Here is a 23165-nt window from a genome sequence, read left to right as displayed (position 1 = left end):
CGATCGTAGACAAGGCTGACGGCCGGGGACTTCGGCACCGACGATGTTGAGACACCGCCGCCCCGCTCGTCGCTCCTACGGCGCCTCTCGACGGAGGATCTGAAGTCACCGTGACATCGCCCCACCCTCTGCTGCTCCGAGCGGCGCCCGCTCACCGGGTCTCGCCGCATGACGGCGGGGCCGCCGCCGTATGGCTGGTGGACGCGGTCCGGCAGGGGCCGGCCGCGCTCCGGCTGGCGCCGGATGTGCTGGACGCGCAGGAGAAGGAGCGCGCCGCGGGCTTCCGCAGGCAGGAGGACCGGCGGTGCTACGTGACGGCGCACGTGGCGTTGCGGGTGGTTCTCGGGGACCGGCTGGGGACGGGGCCCGGCGGCCTGCGGTTCGTGCGGGAGTCCTGCCCGGAGTGCGGCGGCCCGCACGGACGTCCCGCGCTCGCCGACGCTCCGGTGCACTTCTCGCTGTCGCACTGCGGTGACCTCGCGTTGCTCGCCGTCGCCCCGGCCCCGGTCGGTGTCGACATCGAGGCCGTGCCGGCCCCGGAGGTGGCACGGCGGCTCGGCGCACGTCTGCACCCCCGCGAGAGCGCGGAGCTGGAGCGACTGCCGGCGGCGCGTCGGCCGGCGGCCTTCGCCCGGGTCTGGGCCCGCAAGGAGGCCTGCCTCAAGGGACTGGGCGTCGGCCTCGTGCGTGGCGTCGCGCGGGACTACGTGGGAGCCGATCCGGCGCGGGCGGCCGCACCGCCGGGCTGGTCGGTGAGTGACGTGGACGTGCCCGAGGGGTTCGCCGGCGCGGTGGCCGTGGCGTCGTCGACCACCGGCGAGGGCTGAGGGAGCACGGTGCCGACACCGGCGGGGAGCGGGGCGGCGCCGGTGCGACGGCGCCGCCGCGCCGCCTCACCGTGCGCCGAGCACCTCCGTGAGGCTCTCCGCCAGCCGGGCCAGCTGCGGCTCCCTCAGGATGCTGTAGTGGTCGCCCGGAACCACCCGTACCGTCACCGTGCCGGTGGTCCAGGCGGACCAGCCGCGGTCCTGGGCGACCTTCTCCCCCGTCGCGGAGTCGGCGCTGAACAGCGTCACGGGAATGGGCTGTGCGCGGTCCGGCCGGTAGGCGGCCAGCGCCCGCACATGGGCCCGGAACACGTTCATCAGCCGTTCGACGACCGCCACGTCGGTGTCGTCGCCGGCGAGGCCCACGGACACCGCACGGCTGTGCAGCAGCGCGATCTGCTCCGGATAGGACAGGCCCGCCAGCCGCTCGGCCGGCAGCTCCAGGTCGACACCCGAGCTGAGTCCCCAGTCGTCGGCGAACCAGGCCACCAGTCTCGCGTCGTCGAACGTGCCGTGCACGCTCGTCGGGGCATAGCTGTCGAGCATCAGCACCGGCACGGCCCGGCCGGAGTCCTGGTACAGCCGACGGGCCATCTCGAAGGCGATCACCCCGCCCATCGACCAGCCGCCCAGGACCAGTTCCGCCGGGTCGCCCAGCTCCGCCAGCACCTTCAGATAACTCGCGGCGGCCTCCTCCAGCGTCTCCGCCGGGACATGGGTGCCGTCGAGACCGGCGGCCTCCACGCCGTACACCGGCCGGTCCGCGTCGAGTACGTCGGCCAGCCGTGTGTAGCCGAGGAGGTTGCCGCCGAGCGGGTGGACGAGGACCAGCGGCCGTCCGCTGCCGCCCGCGCGCAGCTCGACGAGCTGTGAACGGCTCCCTCCGTCGGCGCCGGTGCGGTCGACGAGCGCCGCGAGCGCGGCGATGGTCGGCGCCTGGAAGACGGATGTCGGAGCGATGGTTCTGCCGAGTTCCTCGGCGATCCGGTCGGTGAGCCGGATCGCCGCGAAGGAATGGCCGCCGAGGTCGAAGAAGTTCTCGTCACGGTCGAAGTCGTCCACGGGCAGCAGTTCGGCCCAGATGTCGGCGATGGTCTGCTCGGTCGCCGTCCACCGTCCCTCGTCGCCCTGATCGCCCTGGTCACCGCGGAACCCGGGGGCAGCCGCCGGGCTGGGCAGTGCCGCACGGTCCACGGCGCCGGTCGCGGTCCGCGGCAGCCGGGGCAGCGGGACGAACAGGTCGGGCACCAGGAAGTCGGCCAGCCGTTGCGTCGCGTACGCCCGCAGCGCCTGCGGATCCGGCGTGCCCTCGGGTCCGGCACCCTCCACGTAGGCGACCAGCGCCTCGCCGCCGGAGGGGTCCTGGTACGGCGCCACCGCGACGGCGTGCACGTCGGCGTGTGCGGCGAGCACCGGCTCGATGACCGCGGGGTCCAGCCGGTAGCCGCGTACGGTCACCTCGCCGGACCTGTCGTGCGGGGGACGCAGACCGCCGGTGAGGGCCGAGACCGGCTGCTCCGGGTCGGCCACCACGGCCTCCAGCAGCGTCACGAAGTCCTGGCAGAGCCGCTCGATCGTGGCCGGGTCGAACAGGTCGGTGCTGTACTGGAACTCGCCCTCGAGCCCGGACGGGTAGTCGCACATCATCAGGCTGAGGTCGAACTTCGCCGTGCTGTTGGGGGCCGGGGCCAGTTCCGCCTCCAGTCCGGGCAGCCGCAGTTCGTCGGCCGAGCTGTTCTGCAGCACGAACATGGCCTGGAAGAGCGGGTTGTGGCTCAGCGACCGGACGGGACGCAGCTCGTCGACCACGCGCTCGAAGGGAAGTTCCTGGTGTTCGTGCGCGTCGAGGCAGGCCTGGCGGGTCCGGCGCAGGAACGCGGAGAAGGAGGAGTCGGCGTCGAGCCGGCCACGGAGCACGACCGTGTTCGCGAAGTAACCGATCAGCGGCTCCAGTTCGCTGCGCCGACGCCCGGCGATCACGGAGCCGACCGGTACGTCGGACTGCCCCGAGCAGTGGCCGAGCAGGATCTGGAAGGAGGCGAGCAGGCCCATGAAGAGGGTGGCGCGCTCGCCGCGGCACAGCCGGCGCAGCCGCTTGCTGAGATCGGCGGAGAGCCGGAACTCGTGGGCGCTGCCACGGAACGACTGCACCGCGGGCCGGGGCCGGTCGGTGGGCAGGTTCAGCAGCGGGGGCAGGCCGGCCAGCTGCCGCCGCCAGTGCTCGGCCTCCGTGCGCAGCACGTCGTCGGTCAGGCGGTGGTACTGCCACTCGGCGAAGTCGCCGTACTGGATGTCGAGTTCCGGCAGGGCGGACGGGGTGTTCTCGACGGCGGACCGGTACAGCTCGCTCAGTTCGTCGAAGAAGACGCCCAGCGACCAGCCGTCGAAGACGGCGTGGTGGAAGTTGAGCACCAGCACGTGTTCGTGCTCGGCGGTCCGGATCAGCGAACCGGCGAGCAGTGGTCCGCGCGCCAGGTCGAACGGGACGCCCGACTCCTCGGCGACGAGCGCCTCCAGCCGTCCGGGACGCTCGGAATCCGCCACGCCTGTGAGGTCGTGCCTGGTCATCGGTATGTCCGTGACCTCGTGGACGACCTGCTGGAGAACTCCGTCGCACGTGGTCAGCACGCTGCGGAGCACCTCGTGCCGGTCCACGATGCCGGCCAGTGCGGTGTCCAGCGCCGGGACGGAGAGTGCTCCGCGGAAGCGGACCACGACCGTCTCGGTGTACGTCGAGTTCCTCCCCGCGCCCTCGAACTGGTCGAGGGCCCAGACACCGTGCTGCAGGTAGGACGCCCTGGCGACACCGCGACGGGGCCTGCGGGGGATCCGGGCCGGCCCGGGGGCCGTCTCGGGAGCCGGTGCCGTGATGTGTTCGGCGCTCATCGCCTGGCGCCTCCTCGCGCGGTGCCCCCGGCCCGCGAGGCGAACTCCTCGGCGAGGCGGCGGCGGTCGATCTTTCCGTTGGCGTTGAGCGGCAGCGCGGGCACGTGATGGAACCGCTGCGGGAGCATGTACATCGGCAGCCGGGTACGGATGATCTTCAGGAACTCGCGCGTCGGCACGTCCTCGCCCGTGTAGACGGCGACCAGTGCGGTCTCGCCGTGCGCGGGGAGCGCGAGGACCACCGCGTCCTCGACCGATCCGTGGCTGCGGACGGCCTCCTCGATCTCACCCAGTTCGATCCGGTAGCCGCGCATCTTGATCTGCTGGTCCAGGCGGCCCACGTGCACGAGTTGCCCGTGCTCGCGGCGCACCCGGTCGCCCGTGCGGTACCAGTGCTCCCCGGTCAGCGGTGCCGAGCCGTCGTACGGGGTGGCCCGGTGCCCGTCGAAGGCGTGGAAGCGTTCGACGTCGTCCTTGGGGTCCAGGTAGCCGCCGAAGCGCTGCGGGCCGCGCAGGCACAGTTCACCCTCTTCGGCGGGGTTCCCCTGCTCGTCCAGCACCAGGTGCTCCAGGTGCGGGTAGGGCGGCCCGATGGGTACGGTGCCGTTGCCCGTGCGGGGCAGCTCCGTGACGTCCCGCGGCAGCCGGTAGGCGGTGCAGGTGATGGTCATCTCGGTCGGCCCGTAGCAGTTCTCGACCGTGGAGGCCGGTGCCGCCGCCGCCCAGATCGCGGCCTTGTCCAGGAGCAGTTGCTCGCCGATGAACAGGCTCCAGCGCAGCTGCGGCATCGCTCCCGGCACGAGCGTGCCGAGCCGGTCGGCGACGGAGATCAACGAGGGCACGGACGACCAGTGGGTGATGCCGCGGCTGGTGATGAAGTCCAGGGGCCGCATCAGTTCCTCGGCCCGCGGCACCACCAGGGTGGCGCCGGATCCCCAGCAGACGAAGAGATCGAGCACCGACGGGTCGAAGGTCAGGTCGAAGGTCTGCGAGAAGCGGCAGTCCGGTCCGGCCTCGTACCGAGCGATGTTGAGGGCCAGGTACGCGTGCAGGTTGCGGTGCCGCAGGGGCACGCCCTTGGGGGTGCCGGTGGAGCCCGAGGTGAACAGCACGTAGGCGAGGCCGTCCGGGTCGTCCGGGGGCGGCGGGAGGTCGGGAACGGCACCGGTCAGCAGCTCGCCGTCCGCGCCGCTCTGCAGACGCAGGGTGGTGACCGGTCCGAGTTCCTCGTGGATCCCGGCGAGCTGGCCGGCCCCCGAGTCGTCCACGATCAGCACGTCGACCTGGCCGAGCGTGCAGATCATGGCATTGCGGGCCGGCGGGTAGACCGGGTTGAGCGGCACCACGGCGGCACCGAGGCGCAGGGCCGCCAGGTATCCCGTGTAGGCGGCCAGGCTCCGGGAGGCCAGCAGGCCGACGCGCTGCGGCCGGCCGCCGTGGGCCGCGAGCACACGGCCTGCCAGCCGGTCGACGGCGTCCCGCAGTTCGGCGTAGCGGAGCCGGTGGCCGGCCACCTCCAGGGCGACGGCCTCCGGCTGACTGCGGGCGCCGGCCGCGAACCAGTCGTACAGCGTCTGTTGTGCCATCTTCGGTCAACTCTCCAGTTCTTCGACGGCGGCCCTGACGGCCGGAGCCGCGGAGCGCAGTCTCGGTGTCAGAACCGCCACGGTGAGCAGGGTTCCGATGCCGGCTCCGATGAAGACGGCGCGTGGACTGCTCAGGTCGATCAGCGCTCCGGCGGCCGCGGAGGACAGGCTGATGGCGGCGAACGTGGCACTGATCAGCACGCCGAAGACCCGGCCGGTCAGTTCCGAGGGCACATAGCGCTGGACGAGGGTGTCGCCTCCGATGTTCTCCAGGCCGTTGCCGAAGCCGGTGACGATCTGGAAGACCACCACCAGGAAGAGGCCGGGGGCGAAGCCGGTGCACATGGTGCCCAGGCCGCCGACCGTCAGGGCGGTGGCGAGCAGAGCCAGCGGGCTGACCTTCGGTTCCCACACGATCAGGACCAGCGAGGGCACGATCATGCCGATGGCGAACACACCTGCGGCGACGCCGTACTCGGCCTCGTTCAGGTGCAGGGTGTCCTCGGTGAGGAACGCCAGGGTCACGGAGTCGACGGCCAGGAACGCGCTGCAGCACAGGATCAGGAGGACCAGCGAGCGGACCACGGGGTCCTTCATCGTGTACGACAGTCCGTCCCAGGTCGCCGCGGCCACACCGCGGTAACGCGTGGAAGCGGGGGCCGAGGGCAGCGCGGGCATCGTCCACAGCAGCAGCGCCGACACGACGAAGCTGGCCGCGTTGGCCGCCAGCGCCCAGCGGACGTCCCCGGCCATCAGCAGCACCGAGCCGATGACCGGGCCCAGGGCGACCTTGAGGTTCACCGAGGTGCCGAGCCAGGCGTTGGCCTGGGTGAGCCGGTCGGAACCCACCAGCGCGGGCAGGGAGGCCCGGCCGGCGGGCATGAAGACGGTCTGCAGCGCCGAGGCCAGGGCGACCACGGCGAGCAGCACGGCGTACGCCGGCTTCACCGCGGCGATCAATCCGAACAGCAGGGCCTGTCCGGCGTCGCAGGCGATCATCAGGTGCCGCTGGTCGTAGCGGTCGGCCAGCGCGCCGGCCATCGGGCCGATCAGTTTGGGCAGGCCGGCGGCGAGCATCAGTCCCGCCACCGACACACCGCTGCCCTCGGTCTGGAGCACGTACAGCACCAGAGCCGCCGTCGCCACGCCGTCGCCGACCACGGAGAGGGTGCGTGCGGCCCAGTAGCGGCGGAAGACGGCGTGAGAGACGATCAGAGAATCCCGGAAGGCTACGGGCACAGGGCCGCACCCTCTCCGACTGCCTGGAGCGCCTCGGTGTCGCGGCCGGCCAGGAACTCCGGCCGGGTCTGGTGGTCCTCGCGGGGTGCGTTGCTGACCGCGTTGTAGGTGACGATGAGCAGCCGGCGGCCGAACGGCGACATGTTGGGCGGCGAGCCGTGCAGCAGTCGGGCGTCGAAGAACAGTACGGTCCCGGCCGGTCCGTGCGGGGCGACGATTCCTCGCGGCCCTATGCAGTCGGCCAGCGCCTGCTCGTCGATCCGGTACTTGAGGGAGGCGCTGAGCGTGGACTCCCAGTCGCTCTCCTGTTCACCGTGGACCAGGAGCTCCTGGTCGTGGGATCCGGGCACCACGTACAGCGGCCCGTTGAACTCGTCGACGGGGTCGAGGAAGACGGCGGCGCTGAGCGCCCGCGGCTCGGGCATGCCGTCCTCGCGCCTCCAGAACGAGTAGTCCTGGTGCCACTCCCAGATGCCGCCGCCCAGCCCGTGCTTGGCGTTGATCTTGAACTGGTGGACGTACACGTCCTCGTCCAGCAGCGCCATGGCCGGTGCCAGCAGTCGGCTGTCGCGGATCAGCCGGCCGAAGAACTCGTTGGTCCGGTGCACTCCGTGCACGGCACGGACCCGGCCGGTGTCCTCCTCCAGGGTGCGCTGCGGGCCCGGGCGGTCGAACTCGCGGTCGGTCTCGTCCCGCAGGGCCGTCAGTTCGGCCTCGGTGAACAGCGGTTCGCTGACCAGGAACCCCTGTTCCGTGAACTGTTTGGCCGCCTCGACATCCACGTTCATCTACTCGTACTCCGTTCTGAGAAGCGGCCGGCACCCGCCGCCCGGAGGGTGCCGGCCCGATGGGCAGATCAGGCTTGCCGCTCGGCGAGCCGCTCGGCCACCGCGGCGTCGTCGAGGCCGTAGACCTCGGCGGCCAGCGCGACCCGGGCGGTGAACTCGGGCACGTCCGCGGCCAGTTCCTCCACGGCGCGGGCGTAGGCCGCGAGCGAGGGGAAGTCGAAGATGCTCCGCACCGCGGGACGGCGCCCGAGCACCTCCTCGATCTGCGAGATCATGCGGATCGCCCGCAGCGAGTTCCCGCCGAGCGCGAAGAAGTCGTCACGGGTGCGGACGGACTCGACGCCCAGCACGTCGCGCCACACCCCGGCGATCCACTGCTCGGTGTCGGTGCCGGGCGCGTCGCCCCGGTCCCGGTCCTCGGCCGTCGCGGCGGCGATCCTGCCGAGCGCCCGCTGGTCGATCTTGCCGCTCGGCAGCAGGGGCAGTTCCGCGGCGGCGACGAACCGGGTGGGCACGTACTCGCCGGGGAGCCGTGCCGCGAGGAAGCCGCGAAGCTCCTCCGCGTCCACGACGGTGTCGGGGCGGGGCACGTACACGGCGACCAGTTCGTGCCCGCCGCCGGCTGCGGCACCGCCCGCGGCGCCACAGCGCTCCACGAGGGCCCGCAGCCGGTGTGCGTCCAGCTCACCGAGAGCGAGTCGGATGTCCTGCCGGGTCATGCCGCCTCCCGCCCGTTGCGCGTCACCGGGTTCTTCTTCGCGGAGACGACCGCCATCGTGTCGTTCCACCAGTACTGGCAGTCCTCCGGCGGCTGCATGCCGCCGACCACCTCGACCTCGAAACGGTCGAAGTACCGCAGCAGACTGCGCTGGTGGGTACGGCTGAGCGAGTCGACCTCGTTGCTGTAGTAGCTGAAGGTCCCGCCGGGCCGCAGATGCGCGGAGGCCTCCGGGAAGAACGACTCCGCGACCGTGCTGTCGCGCAGCACGATCTGGTTGAACTCGGTGTCGCTGATCGGGAAGGCGTCCCAGAGGATGCCGTCGAACGTGCCCAGGGTCGGCAGGACGTCCCGCCAGGAACCTGAGACGATCTCGATGTCGGCGTCGGGACGCCGGGCGCGCCACTCCCGGGCCAACTGTCCCACTTCTTCGTTGAGTTCGACGATCGTGTGGGAACGGACCCCGATCTCCTGCATCATCGTCGCGGAGATCCCCATGCCGAAGCCGATCTCCAGGACGTCGCCGTGCGAGCCGGCGACCCGGTCCGCGATCCGCTGCATCAGCGGCCACTCCCAGTCCTGCATCACCTCCTGGCCCTCGATGAGGAGTTCGTCCTCGGTCCGGGTCGCCCCCGCGGTGCTCCAGGTCCCTTCGACCGAGCCCCGTGAGGTGCCGGTGACCAGTGTCGGCGCCAGCGAGTCCCAGTGGCGCAACTGGTCGACCAGTTCACCGATGGCCCGGTCGACGAACCACTGGCGCTGTTCCGCCCTGGGGGTCTCGATGAACGTGTCGCGGTTCAGCTCGAGTGCGAGCGTGAAGTCCTTGTACCGCCTAAGCAACTGTCTGTCCTCCCGCTCGGTGGTGTGCGGTGCCGTGGTCCGTGGCACCGTCGTCGGGCAGGAACCGTGCCCAGTGCACGATCGCCGCCGCCTGCTCGGGGTCGAGCCCGGACAACGCCTGCGCCGCCCTGGACCGCAGCGCCTCCTCCGTGAGGCCGGAGAGGTCGTCCTGACCGGTGTTCAGCACCACGGCGGCGCCGCCCACTCCCGGGTGGGCGAGCAGCGCGGACTCCACGTCCGCGGGCTCCACCCGAACGCCGCGGACCTTCACCTGCCGGTCCCGGCGGCCGTGCAGCTCCAGCTCCCCGTCGCCCACCCAGCGGGCGAGGTCGCCCGTTCGGTAGATCCGCTCGCCGGGGACGCCGGGGAACGGGTTGACCACGAAGCTGCGCCGGCCGGCCGCGGTGTCGCCCAGGTAGCCCAGTCCGACGCAGTCACCGGTGAGCCAGAGTTCGCCGATCGTGCCGATGGGCACGGGACGCAGCTGGTCGTCGAGGACCAGGGCGCCGGTGTTCGGCATGGGGCGGCCGATCGGCAGCTGCCGGTCGGTCTCGTCGGGGTGCACCTCGTGCAGCACCGAGCTGATCGCGGTCTCCGAGGTTCCGTAGCTCTGGAACAGGGCTGCCCCGGTGCCCAGTTCGAAGAAGGCGGCGGCGGTGTCGTGCCGCAGCGCCTCGCCGCCCACGATCACGGTGTGCACCGAGGCGAGCCGGGCCGCCGCACCGTCCCGCGCGCAGTGGTCGACGAAGTCGGCGAACAGGCTGGGGACGAGGTTGAGGGTGGTGATGGCATGCCGTTCGATCCGGTCGACCAGACGGGCCGGCTCCACCAGGTCGCCGAGCGGGCTGATGACGCAGCGGCCGCCGGTGGTCAGCGGCCACAGGCACTGCCGTACCGCGTGGTCGAAGCTCGGCCGCGCGGTCTGCAGGATGCTCGCCGCGGACCGGGCGCCCAGCCGGGCGGTCAGGCCTTCGAGATGGTTGACGAGGCCGCGGTGGGTGACCACCGCCCCCTTGGGGGTGCCGGTGGAGCCGGAGGTGAACATCACGTACGCGGCGGCGTCCAGGCCGGGCGCCGGCAGGGTGACGGCCGGGTCGGCCACCGCGTCCAGGTCGATCTCGATGGTCTGCGCGGCGCCGGGGACCGGCCCCGCGCCGGGCGCGGACAGGGCCACGGTGGCACCCAGCCGCTGGATCACCTGCTCGATGCGGTGTGCGGGCCAGTCCGGGTCCATCGGGACGAAGGCGGAACCGGAGCCCAGCACGGCGAGCATGGCCACCACGAGTTCGGGGCCGTTGCCGAGCAGGAGCGGGACGTACGCCCCCGCTTGCGCGGAGATCAGGCGCGCGGCGGTGGCGTCGGCCGCGGACTGCAGCGTGCGGTAGCTGAGTTCGCGTGCGCCGTCGACCACGGCGATCGCGTCCGGGCGGTCCGCCGCGACCTCGCGCACCAGCTCGGGCACGGACCGTGTCGAGGGCTCGCCGGGCGTCCGGGCCCAGCCCCCCATGACCGTCTCCCGCTCACCCGCCGGCAGCACGGGGAGGTCCTTGACCGTGCCCTCGGGGTCGTCCAGGACCGCGGACACCAGCGTCCGCAGCCGGTCAGCCATCCGCTCCATGTCCTCGGGGGTGAAGACGCCCGTGCTGAAGCGCAGGATGGCGTCGAGCCGGTCGGGGCGGGCCCGCAGGGTGAGCGACAGGTCCATGGTCGCGGAGCCGGGGTCGATGCGCCATTCCGAGACGCGGGCACCGGCCAGATCGGGTACCGGCGCGCCGCCCTCCTCCAGCTGGAACAGGGTCTGGAACAGCGGGTTGCGGTCGATCACCGCGGGCTGCCCGGACAGGGCGACGATGTGCTCGAACGGCACATGGGCGTGCTGCTCGGCCAGCACGGCCTGATCCGCGATCCGGCGTACCGCCTGGGTGAAGCGCGGATTGTCCGTCAGATCGGCGCGCACCGGCACGGTGTTGACCAGGAAGCCGACGACGTTCTCCAGCTTCTCGTCGTGCCGGTTGCCGACGGGGGTGCCGATCACGCTGTCCCACACGCCGGTGTGCCGGGCCACGAACACGGAGTGGATGCCCAGCAGCAGCTGGAAGAGCGTGACGCCCTCGCGGCGGGCCAGCCGTCGCAGGCGGTCGTACACCGTGTGCTCGAACTCGAAGCGCAGCGACGCTCCGGAGAAGTCCTGCACCGGCCCGCGGACGCCGCTGCCGGGCAGCTCGGCGTTCTCGGCCCCGGCCATCGTGGTGGCCCAGAAGTCGCGGGCCTCCCGGCCGGCGGGGGTCTCGGTCAGCTCGCGCTGCCACCGGGAGAAGTCGGCGTAGTCCACGGGCTGCGGGTCCGCTTCGACGGCCCGCCCCTCCAGGACCGAGGCGTAGAGGCTGCCCAGGTCACGGCAGAGCACCGTGCTGGACCAGGCGTCGACGGCGATGTGGTGGACCACGAGACAGAGCAGGGCGTACTCGTCGTCGCGTCGGAGCAGTCCCGCTCGCAGCACCTGGCCGGACTCGATGTCGAAGGGCCGGCGGACCATCTCGGCCAGCCAGGAGTCGGCTGCCTCCTGCCACGCGGTGGTGGCGTCGGCCCGGGTGACGGTGATCTCCGGCTCGGCCTCGACGACCCGCTGGACCAGCTCACCCTGCTCGGTGCGCACCGCGGTGTGCAGCGCCGGGTGGCGTTCCACCAGCAGCCGCAGCGCGGTCTTCAGGGCGTCGGTGGAGACCGGGCCCTCGATCAGGTAGGTGAAGGGCTCGTGGTACGCGTGGGCGTCCGGTGCCAGCTGTCGCAGGAACCACAGGCGCTCCTGCCCGAAGGAGGCGGGGGTGCTCGGCAGCTCCCGGTGCTCGATCGGGGGCAGCGGCGCGCGGTCCTCCTCGGCCACGGGGTCGCCGACGCGCGCGGCCAGTGCGGCGACGGTGGCGTCCTCGAGGAACGCGCTGAAGGCGACCTTGATGCCGAGACGGCTGTCCAGCCTGGTGAGCAGCTGGGTGGCGAGCAGTGAATTGCCGCCGAGGTCGAAGAAGTTGTCCGCCGGCCGGATGTCCTGGTCGCCCAGGAGTTCACGCCACATCTCGGTGATCGCGAGTTCGGTGGCGGTCCTCGGCGGCTGCTGTCCGGCGGCGGCGACCGCCGGGGCGCCGCGCAGGACGACCTCCGGGCGCATGTACTCCGGCAGCTTCGCCGCCAGTTCGGCGACGACGTCGGCGACCACGCGCGTGGGCTGTACGACGTCGTCGGCCGCGTCGACGGTGGCCCGCAGCCGCCCGTCCGCGCCGGGCGACTGCTCGACGGTCACGCTCGCGACGCCGGGCACGGCGGTGATGATCCGCTCGACCTCCGCGGGCTCGACCGTGTAACCGCGCACCATCACCCGCCGGTCCATCCGGCCGACGTACTGCAGGCTGCCGTCCTTCAGCCGGATCACGGCGTCGCGGGAGGCGTACATGCGGGCGCCGGCGGTGGCGGAGAACGGGTCGGGCAGGAAGCGCTCGGCGGTGAGCGCCGTCTGGCCGAGGTATCCGCGTGCCACGGCGGCGCCGCCGACGTAGAGCTGTCCGACGGTGCCGTCGGGCACCGGGCGCAGACCGTCGTCGAGGACGTAGGCGGTGACGCCCGGGATCGGGGTGCCGATCACACCCGCGCCGACCGGGTCGCCCGCCCCGAGCGGGCCGTGGATCAGCGAGGTGATGGTCTGCTCGGTGGATCCGTAGGCGTTGGCGAAGCCGCATCCGGGAGCCGCCGTCAGCCACCGCCGGACTGCCTCGGTGGGCACCTCGTCGCTGCCGACGGCGGCCACCCGGACGCAGGAGGGCGGCGGCGGTACGTCGCCCTGCTCGACCGCGTCCAGCCAGGCGAGCCAGAACGGCACCGGCAGATCGAGGACGGAGACCTGGTGGGTGTCGAGGAACGTCCCGAAGTCGGCGAAGTTGGTGGCGGTGTCGGGGGCCATCAGCACGGCCGCCGCACCCTGGATCCAGGCGGTGAACAGTTCCTCCAGAACGATGTCCACGCCGAGTTCGCTGAACTGCAGGACGCGGTCGCCGGCACCGACGGCGTACCGTCCGGCGCTGCCGCGGCAGTTGTTGAGCAGGGCGGCGTGTTCGACGCACACACCCTTGGGGCGTCCGGTCGATCCGGAGGTGAAGACGATGTAGGCCAGCTGCCGTGCCACGGGGGCGACGGGAACGGCCGAGGCCTCGACGGTCCCCGTGGTCTCGGCGGGTATGAGCCGTAGTCCCGCCTCGGCGACACGTTCGGCGAACGCGTCGGGTGCGACGACCGCGGCGAGACCGGCGCGTTCGGCCACCTCCGCGATCCGTGCGGCGGGCCACTCGGGATCGAGCGGCACCAGGGCCGCGCCGGCCCGCAGGATGCCCAGGTAGCCGACCGGCAGCGCCATGCCGTGGTCGCCCAGGTAGCCGACCGGGGTCTCGGACGCACCGGTCTCCGCGGCGATCCGCGCGGCGAGCACCGCCGAGCGGTCCATCAGCTGCTGGAAGGTCAGCGTGCCGTAGGAGCCGGTCACGGCCGGTTCGTGGGGCCGCAGTCCGGCCGCCTCCGTCACGGCGGCGACCACGGTCTCGGCGGTGAGCTGGATGTCCGTCATCGGATCAGCGCCCCCCGTCGACGGCCGTGCCCTGCGCCGCGAGGTGCTCCCGCAGGGAGCGGGGGCGCAGGTCGGTCCACAGCGTGTCGATCTCCGCCAGGCACTCCGCCTTGCTGCGGGCCGCGCCACGGGTGGTCCAGCCCGCCGGGAGCACGGCTTCCTCGGGCCAGACGGAGTACTGCTCCTCGTCGTTGACGACGATGTGGTAGAGATCTGCGCGCTCAGTCACGCTCGGCTCCTTCGGGTGCGGGGCCGGCGGTGAGTTCCGCGGGCCAGTTGCGGCGGTCGGAACCGTGCCGGTACAGGACCGCGAGCGCGATCCGTTCCAGGCCGAAGGCGGTGCACGAGGTGTGGGCCTCGCCGCCGCTCATCCGGAACCCGAACTCCTCCGCGAAGTGGTTCTTGTGGCAGTTGCACGACACCACGGCCTGGGAGAGCCCGTCGGCCACCTCGACGACGAGCTCCCACTTCAGTTGCTCGGCGCGTTGCATGGCGCCCATCAGCCGCTCGGCCGAGCCGAAGAACGGATCGCTGGCGGGCTCGATCGACGCCTTGAGGCCGAGCGAGTCGAGCCAGTCACGGGCGCGTTCGGTCCAGGCGTCCCGCCAGGCCACGGTGGCCTCGGGGGTGTCGACACGGATCAGCTCGCGCATCCGGAAGGCGCGCAGCCGGCCCGGCTCCGTGGTGCGCTCGTGGCGGTAGCACTGGCCGGTCAGGTCGAAGACCGCGGGCTCGGCCAGCTCGGCGCCGGCGAGCTGGGGGTAGAGGTGGTAGCAGACCGCGGGCAGCAGGGCCACGTCGCTGAGTTCGTGCCGTTGGGTCCACGGCTCGCCCCGGCGCAGGGCCGGCACGATCTCGCGCCACTGCCGGTCGTCGCCCTCGTAGGAGTAGACCGTCCCGAGCAGTTGCGGGAAGGACTCCACGTAGCCGAGGCGCTCCAGCAGTGCCCGTGAGATGACCTGGGGCACTCCGATGCGGCGGGCCGACTCCGCGGCCGCGAACCGGCCGATGGAGGCGTGCAGGGCGTCGATCAGTGCTTCGTGGGTGTCGTCGAAGAGGGCCAGGCCCGGCACGGCACTGTCGAGGGGCAGGCGCGCGGGGTCGGTTCCGGCAGGGACGGGTACGCGGGAGTCAGCCATAGCGCCTCATCAGCATCGACGTCGCATTGGTTTCCAGCAGACGGCTGTTGGAGATCATCAGCCGGGCCGAGTACAGGTCGCGGAGCATCCGGGACACCGAGTGATCGGTGTGCTCCTGGTAACCGGCCATGCCGCAGATCTCCAGCGCGGTCTCGGTCACCTTCACCGTCTCGGTCGAAGCGGCCAGCTTCAGGTTGTTGACCTCGATGACGAAGTCGGTGGTGGGTTCGCCGTCGGCGGTCCTGGCGAGCCGGTCGTAGCCGTCGACGACCAGCTTCAACAGGCCGTCGAGCAGGCCGAGCCGCTCGCCGATCGCGGCCGCCCGCAGGTCGGGGCCGCGGTCCGGCTGCGCGTTGCGGCGGCTGCGGCGCAGCATCCGGACGGCGCGTCCGGCGGCCTCCTCGGCGATGCCGATCCACACGGCGCTCCACAGGATGTGGGAGAGCGGGACCATGGTCCGGGCCGCGATGTCCGCGAACGGCACGGGGAGCACCTGGGCGGCGGGCACGTCGACGGTGATCCGGCACCCCGGACTGCGGGTGCCGCGCATGCCCATGGTGTTCCACTCGCCGACGTTCTCCAGCGTGGCCTGGTCCTTGGCCGCCAGCACCAGGACCTGCTCGCCGGCGGCCGCGTCGGGGCCACGGCGGGCGGTGATGAGGAAGGCGTCGGCCGTCTGGGCGTAGGAGACGGTGGGCGTCTCCTTGGTGACGGTCACCCGATCGCCGTGCGGGACGCAGGAGGTGCGGCTCTCGCGCAGGTTGCCGCCCACGCCCAGCTCGGTGGTGACGGAGGCGATCAGGCCGCCGCCGGCGGCGAGCGAGGCCAGCAGCTCCTCCGGGACCGCGGAGCCGGCCGAGTGCCGTGCGACGCAGGCCACCTGGACCTGGTGCATGGCCCAGATCATCGCGGTGGAGCCGCAGGCACGGCCGAGGGTGCGGCCGATCTCGGTGAGGGCGGCGGTGTCCAGGCCCGCGCCGCCGAACCGCTCGGGCAGCGCGGCGCCGAGCAGTCCTGTGCGGGCCAGGGCCGCGATCGACTCCGTGGGGAAGACGGCGTTCCTGTCGACGTCGTCCGCGTGCTGGGCGAGGGTGGTCCTGGCCACGTCCGCGGCGGTGGCGAGCATCTCGTCCCGTCCCGCTCGGACGGCCGACGGGCGGGTCATCGGTTTGCTCCTTCGGGAGTTGCGATCTCGTCGGCCGTCCCCGAGAGCACGGCGACGACGGCCCGCTCGATGGCCGACAGCGATTCGAAGGTGGTACGGCTGAGCAGGGACGGGGGGAACTCCAGGCCCAGTTCGTCCTCGATGTCCATCATCATGCGTACGGATTCGAGCGAGGTGAGGCCGGCGGCCCACAGGTCGTCGGTGGACTGCAGCCCCGCTGTCTCGATCTTGGTCTGCCGTTCGAGCACGGAGCGGATCAGTGCGTCGAGACCGTCGGGCACCGCGGTGCCGTCCGTGGACCCGGCACCGGCACCGGCCGCGGGCGCCAGCCCGGCCGCCCGCACCGTCTCGTCGAACTCGTCCAGCATCTGGACCTCCCGGTTCCGCAGCGCGCGCAGGATCTTGGGCATGCGCCGGCCCCCGTCCTCGCCGCTCTCCATGCCGACGGTGTGTGCGAAGTACCAGCGGCGGGCCAGTGAGTCCATGGCGTCGGCCAGCGACCGCAGTTCGGGGCGTTCCGCGGCGGCGGCCGCCACCAGCCGCTGTGCGTAACTGCGTTCCGCGGCCACGTCCGCCACGTCCGGTGCGACCCGGCCGGCCTCGACGTCGAGGACGAACCGGTCGAACTCCTCCAGTCCCGCCTCGCGGTGCGCGGTGGCGTCGGCGTACAGCTCGCCGACCGCTTCCAGCGGCGAGCAGGCGCGGTCCACGCTTCCCCGCGACACGATCAGGTCGTGGCCGGCGACGACGGAACTGGACCGGGAGCGCTGGTACACCTCGAGCGGCAGCCGGGTGGGGGCGGGCTGGTTCATCGGGTCCAGCACGGTGACGCCGTCGGCGTCACGGGCCACCAGGATGAGCGCGTGCATCAGGTGGGTCGTGCCCTGGTACGGGGAGGCGATGTCGTAGGAGTCGACGGCCACCACCGCGGGGACGCCGTCGGCGAGCGCGGCGTGCTCGGCGTCGGCGGCGGCCTGCGCCGAACCGGGCCGCAGCCGGGTGATCACGAGCCCCGACAGCCGGGCCACGGCGGCCGGCCACCGCTCGCCCGCACGCAGCCGTACGTCACCGGAGCGGTAGCCGAAGCCCCAGCTCATGCCGAGCAGATCGGCGGCGCCCCGCAGTCCCTGCGCCTCGAGGACATTGCTGACCGCCTGTTGCACACAGCTGCCGTACAGGGTGGTGCCGGTATGGCTCAGTCCGGCACACAGGCGGGCGACGAGGCCGTCGCCGTCGGGGGTCACACGATCACGCATGTCGCCCCCCGGCGCGTTCCCGCATCGATGCGCCGCAGATCGCGCGCGACGTTGACCCGCTTGAGCCAGCGGTCCGAGCCGTTGAACGCGGCCTGGAAGGGCCTGCGCCCGTGCACGACGTTCCGGTTGTCGACGAACGCGACGTCCCCCTCTTCGAGGGTGACGTCGTACAGGTTGGCGTCGAGATGGCCGATGACCCAGTCGAGCGCCTGCCGGGCTTCCGGGTCCCCGTCGACGGCGCGCACGAAGTCGCGGTCGGCGCGCAGGACGGGTGCGCCCGGGCCGCCGGTGAGGACGGGCACCGGCGCCGGCTCCGGGCGGTCGCCGTCGAACTCGTGGGAGGCGTCGGGCTCGAAGACGAAGCGCGGCTCGGCGAGGATCCGGGCGATGTCCGCGGGGACGTCGGAGTGCTCGACGAAGGAGATCGTGGTGGGCACCGACGCCTGGTTGCGCAGGGCGAACAGGCCGACCCAGTCGGCGCGGTAGGGCGAGTGCGCGTCCTCGGTGTGCCAGGCGAGTTCGAGGCTGCTGGAGGCGCTGATCAGGCTGTACTCCGCGCCCCGGCTCGGCAGGACGTCGGTGACCAGGCGCCCGCTCTGCTGGGTGGCCCAGCCGATCGGATCGCCGAGCAGGGCGCCGTACAGCATCAGGAGCACGCCGTAGGCGCGGCTGGCCGGGGTGTCGGCGACCCGCCACGACTCGGGTGTGGCACCGAGGACGTCCTGGTCGATCTGGTTGCCGCTGAGCATGATCACGTGGCCCAGCGGGTCCAGCCTGGCCTCGTTGACGAAGGTGCGTATCTCCCGCGGCAGCTCGTGCGCCAGGACGGGCAGCTCGTTCAGCAGCCGGTGCTCGTCCAGGTCGGTCGCGCACCACTGGGCGAGTTCCAGGGCCTGTCCTGCCTGGTCCTTGGTCAGTTGGAGTCGTGCGGTGCGGTCGGTCCGCCGGCGCGGGAGTGGGCCCGGCCCGGCGGGCGAGCCTTCGGTGTCGTTGTCGTTCACACCGGGCCCCCTTTCGTGAGTCGTTGGATGTCGGGTTCGCCGCCTGTCCGGCCGGGGGCGTCCGCGCACGGGCGGTCCGGCCTGCGCGGCGGGGCGCACGGGCAGGCGGACACGCGGGGAGCGGGGTCGCGGTGCGGAGGTGACGGCGGTTTTCGGCAGGGGCGGCGGAGTCAGTCGCCGGTTCTCTTCAACTCGACGACCGCGTCGGCGAGTTCACCGACGGTCGACCGTTCGAACAGTTCGCTCAGGGGCAGCTGGACCCCGAAGGTGTCGCTGATGCGGGCGATCAGCCGGGTGGCGAGCAGGGACTGGCCGCCCAGATCGAAGAAGTCGTCGTCGAGGGAGACTTCGTCCAGCTTCAGCACGGTGGCCCAGATCTTCCGCATCTGCTCGTGCACCTCGTCGGGCGCACCCGCGGCGGAGAGGCCGGGGGCACCGGCGGCGGGCTCCGGCTCGCCGCCGGGCAGACCGTTCCCGGCCTGCGCGGCCACGGCGCGTGGGCCGGCGATGGCGACCGCGAGGGGGTCGCCATCGGGGTCCCGGACCGCGGCGGCGGCCAGCAGCCCGTAGTCGTCGATCATGCGGGCGACCGTGTCGTGCTCGAAGAGGTCGGTGGCGTAGACGATGGTGCCCGTGAAGGTGTCGTCCGCCTCCCTCAGGTACCACTCGAGGTCGAGGTGGGTGGTGTCGGGCGCGCCGTCGAACTCCGTGACGGTGACACCGGGCAGCGTGAGGTCGTCGCTGCGGCGTCCGGTGTTCAGCAGCTGGAACATCACCTGGGCCAGCGGGTTGCGGCTCAGGTCACGGGACGGCTGCAGGGCCTCCACCAGCTGCTCGAACGGCAGGTCCTGGTGCTCGTACGCGCCGAGTGCCACGTTCCTGGTCCTGCGCAGCACCTCGCGGAAGGTCGGCCGGTCGGACAGGTCGAGGCGGAGGACCAGGGTGTTGAAGAAGAGGCCGATCATGTCTTCGGTCTCTTTGCGGGTGCGGCCCGCGATCGGGGTGGCGACGGGAAGGTCCTCGCCGGCCCCGTGCCGGCTCAGCATGACCCCGAAGAGCGCGAGCAGCACCATGAAGGGCGTGCACCCCTCGCTGCGTGCCAGTTCCCGCAGGCCTTCGGAGACCTCGGGTTCGAGCCGCAGCGTCAGACCGGCTCCCTGCTGGCTCAGGCGCTTGGGGCGGGGCAGGTCCGTGGGCAGGCTCAGCGCCTCGGGCGCTCCGGCCAGCTGCTTGCGCCAGTAGTCGAGCTGGCCGTCACGGATCTCTCCGTCCATCCAGCCGCGGTGCCAGATCGCGAAGTCGGCGTACTGCACGGGCAGCGGGCGCGGGTCCGGGCCCCGTCCGCTCACGGCGTGGGCGTAGGCCGCCGAGATCTCCCGGAGCAGCAGCTGGACGGACCAGCCGTCGAAGGCGATGTGGTGCACGCAGATCCACAGGACATGTTCCTCGTCACCGAGCTCGACGAGTCCGGCCCGCAGCACGGGGCCTTCGGCGAGGTCGAACGAGCGGCCGAGGCGGGCGGCGACGAGGGCGCGGGCCTCCTGCTCGTCGTGCCGGACGAGGTGTTCCATCGGCACGGAGGCGTCTTCGAGGACCTCCTGGTACGGCTCGCCGTCCTCGCTCGGATAGCGGGTGCGCAGCACCTCGTGCCGGCGGACGACCTCGTCGAGAGCGGTCTGCAGGGCGGTGACGTCGAGCCGACCGGTGAGGCGCACGGTCTCGGCGATGTTGAAGAAGGAGTTGTCGGGCACGAGTTGGTCCATGAACCACATCCGCTGCTGGGCGAACGACAGCGGCAGGCGTGCCGGTCGCTCGCCCCGCCCGATGCCCTCGGCCGCACCGGAGGCGCCGGAGGCGAACGCCTCGACCACCTCGGCGAGGCCTGCGACGGTCGGGGACTCGAACAGGGCCCGCAGCGGAACGTCCGCGTCGAAGCGCTCGCGAACCCTCGCCATCACCTGGGTGGCCAGCAGCGAGTGGCCGCCGAGGCGGAAGAAGTCGTCCTCGACTCCCACCGTCGGGACGCCGAGCACCTCCGCCCAGATGCCGGCCAGCAGCCGCTCGGCGGGGGTACGGGGCGCGACGGGTTCGGTCCGGATCTCCGACCGGGCCGAGGGCACGGGCAGCGCCCGGCGGTCGATCTTGCCGTTCGGGGTGAGCGGCAGGGAGTCGAGGACGACGAAGCTCGCGGGCACCATGTACTCGGGCAGCTTGGCCTTCGCCAGGGCGCGCAGTTCGTCGGCGAGGGCGGCGGTCGCCCCGGCCGCCGTACGGGCGCTGGCGTAGCCCACCAGCCGCTGGTCACCGGCCCGGTCCTCGCGCAGCAGGACGACCGCCTCGGCCACCTCGGGGTGCAGTTCCAGAACCTGCTCGATCTCGCCGAGTTCCACGCGGAAGCCGCGCACCTTGACCTGGAAGTCCGCCCGGCCGAGGAACTCCAGGTCACCGGTCGGCCGCCAGCGCCCGAGGTCTCCGGTGCGGTACATCCGGGCACCGGGCCGGGCCGCGAACGGGTCGGGCAGGAAGCGTTCGGCGGTGATGCCGGGGCGCTTCAGATAGCCACGGGCGACCCCGCTGCCGCCGATGTATATCTCGCCGACCACGCCGTCGGGGACCGGTTCGAGCCGTTCGTCGAGCAGATAGATGCGGCTGTTGGCGATCGGCCGTCCCACCGGCACCGACGTGGGCCAGTCGCCGCTGGCCCGCGGCAGGTCGTAGCAGGTGACCACGTGGGTTTCCGACGGGCCGTACTCGTTGTGGAAGCGCAGGCCCGGGGCGCCGTCGGCGAGGCGCCGCAGGTCCGCGGTCGCCATGAACTGCTCCGAACCGGAGATGACGGTCTTCAGCGTCGCGGGCAGGGCACGCGCCCCGCGGTAGCCGGCCGCGATCTGCTGCAGGGCGGGCGCGGGGGCGAAGAGCCGTTCGATCTTCTGCTGCTCCAGCACTGCGTGCAGCTTGGCCAGTTCGAACCGCTCGTCCTCGGAGATCAGGACCACCTCGCCGCCGGTGATCCAGGTCGAGAACATGTCCTGGAAGGAGACGTCGAAGGCCAGCGACGCGAACTGCAGGGTGCGCGGGGAGCCGTCGCCGAGCGCGTAGTGCTCGGACTGCCAGGCCAGCAGGTTCACCAGGGCGCGGTGCGGCATGACGATGCCCTTGGGGCCGCCGGTCGAACCCGAGGTGTACGTGACGTAGCAGAGGTTCTCGGGTGTCAGGGCGATGCCGAGGTCGGTGTCGTCGTCCGGCCGGTCGGCGCCGAGCCGGGCCAGGCCCTCGGGGCCGTCCAGCGCCCGGACAGGTACGTCGACCGCGGGCAGGCGTGACTTCAGGTGTTCCAGGGTCAGCAGTACCGGCGGCCCGACCTCGGCGAGCACCGCCCGCACCCGGTCCACCGGATTCTTCGGGTCGACGGCCACATAGCCGCCGCCGGCCTTGAGGGTGGCCAGCACGGCGAGCACCATGTCGATGCCGCGCTCCAGGTAGAGCGCCACCAGGACGTCGGGCCCGACACCGGCGGCGCCGAGCCGCCGGGCGAGGCGGTTGGCCCGGGCGTTCAGCTCGGCATAGCTGAGTTCCTCCGTCCCGAACCGCACGGCGACCGCGTCGGGCGTGGCCCTGACCTGGCGCTCGAACAGGTCGACGACCGTGACCTGCTCCCGCTCCGGCTCGGCGCCCCAGCCGCGGCGGACGAGCAGCTCGTCCCGCTCGGCCGCGTCGAGCAGATGCGGCTCGGACAGCCGGGGGTCGCCGTCGGCCGCGAGTTCCTCCAGCAGCCGGACGAGGTGTCCGGCCAACGACCGTACGGTCTGCGGGGCGAAGACGGCCGTGGCGTACTCGAAGGTGAACCGCCAGCCGTCCGCCTCCCGGTCGACCAGCAGGGACAGGGGGTACTTGGCGGTCCCGGTCTCCACGTCGAGCCGCTCGGTGGCGAGACCTCGCAGTTCCAGGGGCCCGGAGTCCTCGTCGCTCAGCGCGAACCACACGTCGAAGACCGAACCGGCCGTGTCCCGGCGGGCCGGGCCGGTGACCCGGACCACTTCGTCGAAGGCCACGTCCTGATGCGCCCAGGCGTCGAGCACCGTGGTGCGCACGCGGGCCACCAGTTCCGAGAACCGCGGGTCGCCGTCGAGGTCCAGCCTCAGGGCCAGCGTGTTCTGCAGGTATCCGACGGCCTGTTCGGCCGGCGCCCAGCCGCGACCGGCCGAGGTGCTGCCGATGACGAGGTCGGTCTGGCGGCTGTACCGGTGCAGCAGCAGGGACCAGGCGGCGAGGAGCACGGTGTAGGTGGTGCCGCCGGCCCGCTGCCGTACGGCGCTGACCACCGGGTCCGGCACCCGCACCGTGTGGGTCGCGCCGGCGGAGAGGTCCCCGTGGGCGGCCCGCTCCAGGCGCGGCAGCTCGATCCCGGCCGGGGCCTCGGTCAGTACCTGCGACCAGTAGTCGAGCTGGCTGTCCGTCAACTTTTGGTAGTCGTCGTCGAGTTCACGCCGAGCTACGTCGATCTGGTGGGCCTGGACCGGCGGCAGCTGCGGCTGTCGCCCGTCGAGGGCGGCCGCGTACAGCTCGGTCAGGTCCCGTGTGAGCAGACCGGCGGACCAGTTGTCGAAGACGATGTGGTGCACGGTCAGGCAGAGGAACTGCTCGGTGTCTGCGGTCCGTACGACGCGGACTCGCAGGACGGGGCCGCGCTCCAGGTCGATCGCGGTCCGCGCCTCCTCCCGCAGCAGCTCCAGCGCCGCGGCCCGGGGGTCCGGGTCGGAGCGGAGGTCCGTCCACACCAGCGGGTCGCCCGGCGGGTCGGTGACCTGCACGGGGGAGCCGGCGGACTCCACGAAGCGGGTGCGCAGCGCGACGTGCCGGGTGACGAGCCCCTCGAGAGCCGCGGCCAGGGCGTCACGGTCCACCGGGCCGGTCAGCTTCCAGGCCAGCACGACGTTGTAGGAGGGGTTGTCGGGTTCGAGCCGGGAGAGGAACCACAGCCCCCGCTGCGCTCCGGTGAGGGGGCCCTCCGCCGTTCCCGCAGGTTCCGCCGCCGTTTCGGGGCGATTGCTGTTCTGGTTGAGCAACGAGGCCAGCAACGCGCGGCGTTGATCGAAGTTCATGCCCAGCTC

General features: G+C 72.3%; 14 protein-coding genes. 1 reads left to right on the top strand and 13 read right to left on the bottom strand.

What is annotated here, in order from left to right; translation table 11 throughout:
• Nucleotides 1-110 precede the first annotated feature (110 nt).
• On the top strand, nucleotides 111-827 hold the full coding sequence (locus ACIHEJ_RS07780; RefSeq protein WP_400132990.1) for a 4'-phosphopantetheinyl transferase family protein: 717 nt from the start codon (nucleotides 111-113) through the stop codon (nucleotides 825-827).
• Between the two features lie 66 nt (nucleotides 828-893).
• Here ACIHEJ_RS07780 and ACIHEJ_RS07775 read toward each other — a convergent pair whose 3' ends face one another.
• The 13 genes from ACIHEJ_RS07775 to ACIHEJ_RS07715 all read right to left on the bottom strand — a co-directional run bounded on the left by ACIHEJ_RS07775 (nucleotide 894) and on the right by ACIHEJ_RS07715 (nucleotide 23156).
• Entirely contained in the window at nucleotides 894-3713 is a 2820-nt protein-coding gene (locus ACIHEJ_RS07775) for an alpha/beta fold hydrolase (protein ID WP_400132988.1), read from the bottom strand.
• Nucleotides 3710-5299 carry an amino acid adenylation domain-containing protein gene (locus tag ACIHEJ_RS07770; RefSeq protein ID WP_400132986.1) on the bottom strand — a complete coding sequence of 530 codons (1590 nt, stop codon included), beginning with the start codon at nucleotides 5297-5299 and terminating at the stop codon, nucleotides 3710-3712. Before ACIHEJ_RS07770 ends, ACIHEJ_RS07775 begins: the two co-directional genes overlap by 4 nt.
• A 6-nt stretch (nucleotides 5300-5305) precedes the next feature.
• The gene (locus ACIHEJ_RS07765; RefSeq protein WP_400132984.1) at nucleotides 5306-6538 is read right to left on the bottom strand and encodes an MFS transporter; all 1233 of its coding nucleotides are present in this window, start codon (nucleotides 6536-6538) and stop codon (nucleotides 5306-5308) included.
• The gene (locus ACIHEJ_RS07760; RefSeq protein ID WP_400132983.1) at nucleotides 6529-7326 is read right to left on the bottom strand and encodes a phytanoyl-CoA dioxygenase family protein; all 798 of its coding nucleotides are present in this window, start codon (nucleotides 7324-7326) and stop codon (nucleotides 6529-6531) included. Before ACIHEJ_RS07760 ends, ACIHEJ_RS07765 begins: the two co-directional genes overlap by 10 nt.
• A gap of 68 nt (nucleotides 7327-7394) precedes the next feature.
• Nucleotides 7395-8045: a phosphopantetheine-binding protein gene (locus ACIHEJ_RS07755; RefSeq protein ID WP_400132981.1), complete on the bottom strand. Its 651-nt coding sequence runs from the start codon at nucleotides 8043-8045 to the stop codon at nucleotides 7395-7397.
• Nucleotides 8042-8884, bottom strand: a complete 843-nt coding sequence (locus tag ACIHEJ_RS07750) for a class I SAM-dependent methyltransferase (protein ID WP_400132979.1) — start codon at nucleotides 8882-8884, stop codon at nucleotides 8042-8044. Before ACIHEJ_RS07750 ends, ACIHEJ_RS07755 begins: the two co-directional genes overlap by 4 nt.
• Nucleotides 8877-13493 carry an amino acid adenylation domain-containing protein gene (locus ACIHEJ_RS07745; protein ID WP_400132977.1) on the bottom strand — a complete coding sequence of 1539 codons (4617 nt, stop codon included), beginning with the start codon at nucleotides 13491-13493 and terminating at the stop codon, nucleotides 8877-8879. Before ACIHEJ_RS07745 ends, ACIHEJ_RS07750 begins: the two co-directional genes overlap by 8 nt.
• Before the next feature lie 4 nt (nucleotides 13494-13497).
• On the bottom strand, nucleotides 13498-13722 hold the full coding sequence (locus ACIHEJ_RS07740; RefSeq protein ID WP_400132975.1) for an MbtH family protein: 225 nt from the start codon (nucleotides 13720-13722) through the stop codon (nucleotides 13498-13500).
• Complete coding sequence (locus ACIHEJ_RS07735; RefSeq protein ID WP_400132973.1) at nucleotides 13715-14632, bottom strand: hypothetical protein; 918 nt, start codon at nucleotides 14630-14632, stop codon at nucleotides 13715-13717. Before ACIHEJ_RS07735 ends, ACIHEJ_RS07740 begins: the two co-directional genes overlap by 8 nt.
• Nucleotides 14625-15797, bottom strand: a complete 1173-nt coding sequence (locus ACIHEJ_RS07730) for an acyl-CoA dehydrogenase family protein (RefSeq protein WP_400132971.1) — start codon at nucleotides 15795-15797, stop codon at nucleotides 14625-14627. The genes ACIHEJ_RS07735 and ACIHEJ_RS07730 overlap by 8 nt, the downstream gene beginning before the upstream one ends.
• Nucleotides 15794-17053 carry a phosphopantetheine-binding protein gene (locus ACIHEJ_RS07725; RefSeq protein WP_400132970.1) on the bottom strand — a complete coding sequence of 420 codons (1260 nt, stop codon included), beginning with the start codon at nucleotides 17051-17053 and terminating at the stop codon, nucleotides 15794-15796. The genes ACIHEJ_RS07730 and ACIHEJ_RS07725 overlap by 4 nt, the downstream gene beginning before the upstream one ends.
• Entirely contained in the window at nucleotides 17038-18054 is a 1017-nt protein-coding gene (locus ACIHEJ_RS07720) for a TauD/TfdA family dioxygenase (RefSeq protein ID WP_400132968.1), read from the bottom strand. Before ACIHEJ_RS07720 ends, ACIHEJ_RS07725 begins: the two co-directional genes overlap by 16 nt.
• A 170-nt stretch (nucleotides 18055-18224) precedes the next feature.
• Nucleotides 18225-23156 carry an amino acid adenylation domain-containing protein gene (locus ACIHEJ_RS07715; RefSeq protein ID WP_400132966.1) on the bottom strand — a complete coding sequence of 1644 codons (4932 nt, stop codon included), beginning with the start codon at nucleotides 23154-23156 and terminating at the stop codon, nucleotides 18225-18227.
• Nucleotides 23157-23165: the final 9 nt, after the last annotated feature.

The sequence above is a fragment of the Streptomyces sp. NPDC052301 genome (genome assembly GCF_044593395.1).
GTDB lineage: Bacteria > Actinomycetota > Actinomycetes > Streptomycetales > Streptomycetaceae > Streptomyces.
This window is presented reverse-complemented; position numbering and strand designations above follow the sequence as displayed.

Coding starts and splice junctions, on each gene's coding strand:
- ACIHEJ_RS07770 (WP_400132986.1), bottom strand. CDS start 5,299: ATGGCACAACAGACGCTGTACGACTGGTTCGCGGCCGGCGCCCGCAGT.
- ACIHEJ_RS07725 (WP_400132970.1), bottom strand. CDS start 17,053: ATGCGTGATCGTGTGACCCCCGACGGCGACGGCCTCGTCGCCCGCCTG.
- ACIHEJ_RS07755 (WP_400132981.1), bottom strand. CDS start 8,045: ATGACCCGGCAGGACATCCGACTCGCTCTCGGTGAGCTGGACGCACAC.
- ACIHEJ_RS07760 (WP_400132983.1), bottom strand. CDS start 7,326: ATGAACGTGGATGTCGAGGCGGCCAAACAGTTCACGGAACAGGGGTTC.
- ACIHEJ_RS07735 (WP_400132973.1), bottom strand. CDS start 14,632: ATGGCTGACTCCCGCGTACCCGTCCCTGCCGGAACCGACCCCGCGCGC.
- ACIHEJ_RS07715 (WP_400132966.1), bottom strand. CDS start 23,156: ATGAACTTCGATCAACGCCGCGCGTTGCTGGCCTCGTTGCTCAACCAG.
- ACIHEJ_RS07775 (WP_400132988.1), bottom strand. CDS start 3,713: ATGAGCGCCGAACACATCACGGCACCGGCTCCCGAGACGGCCCCCGGG.
- ACIHEJ_RS07745 (WP_400132977.1), bottom strand. CDS start 13,493: ATGACGGACATCCAGCTCACCGCCGAGACCGTGGTCGCCGCCGTGACG.
- ACIHEJ_RS07730 (WP_400132971.1), bottom strand. CDS start 15,797: ATGACCCGCCCGTCGGCCGTCCGAGCGGGACGGGACGAGATGCTCGCC.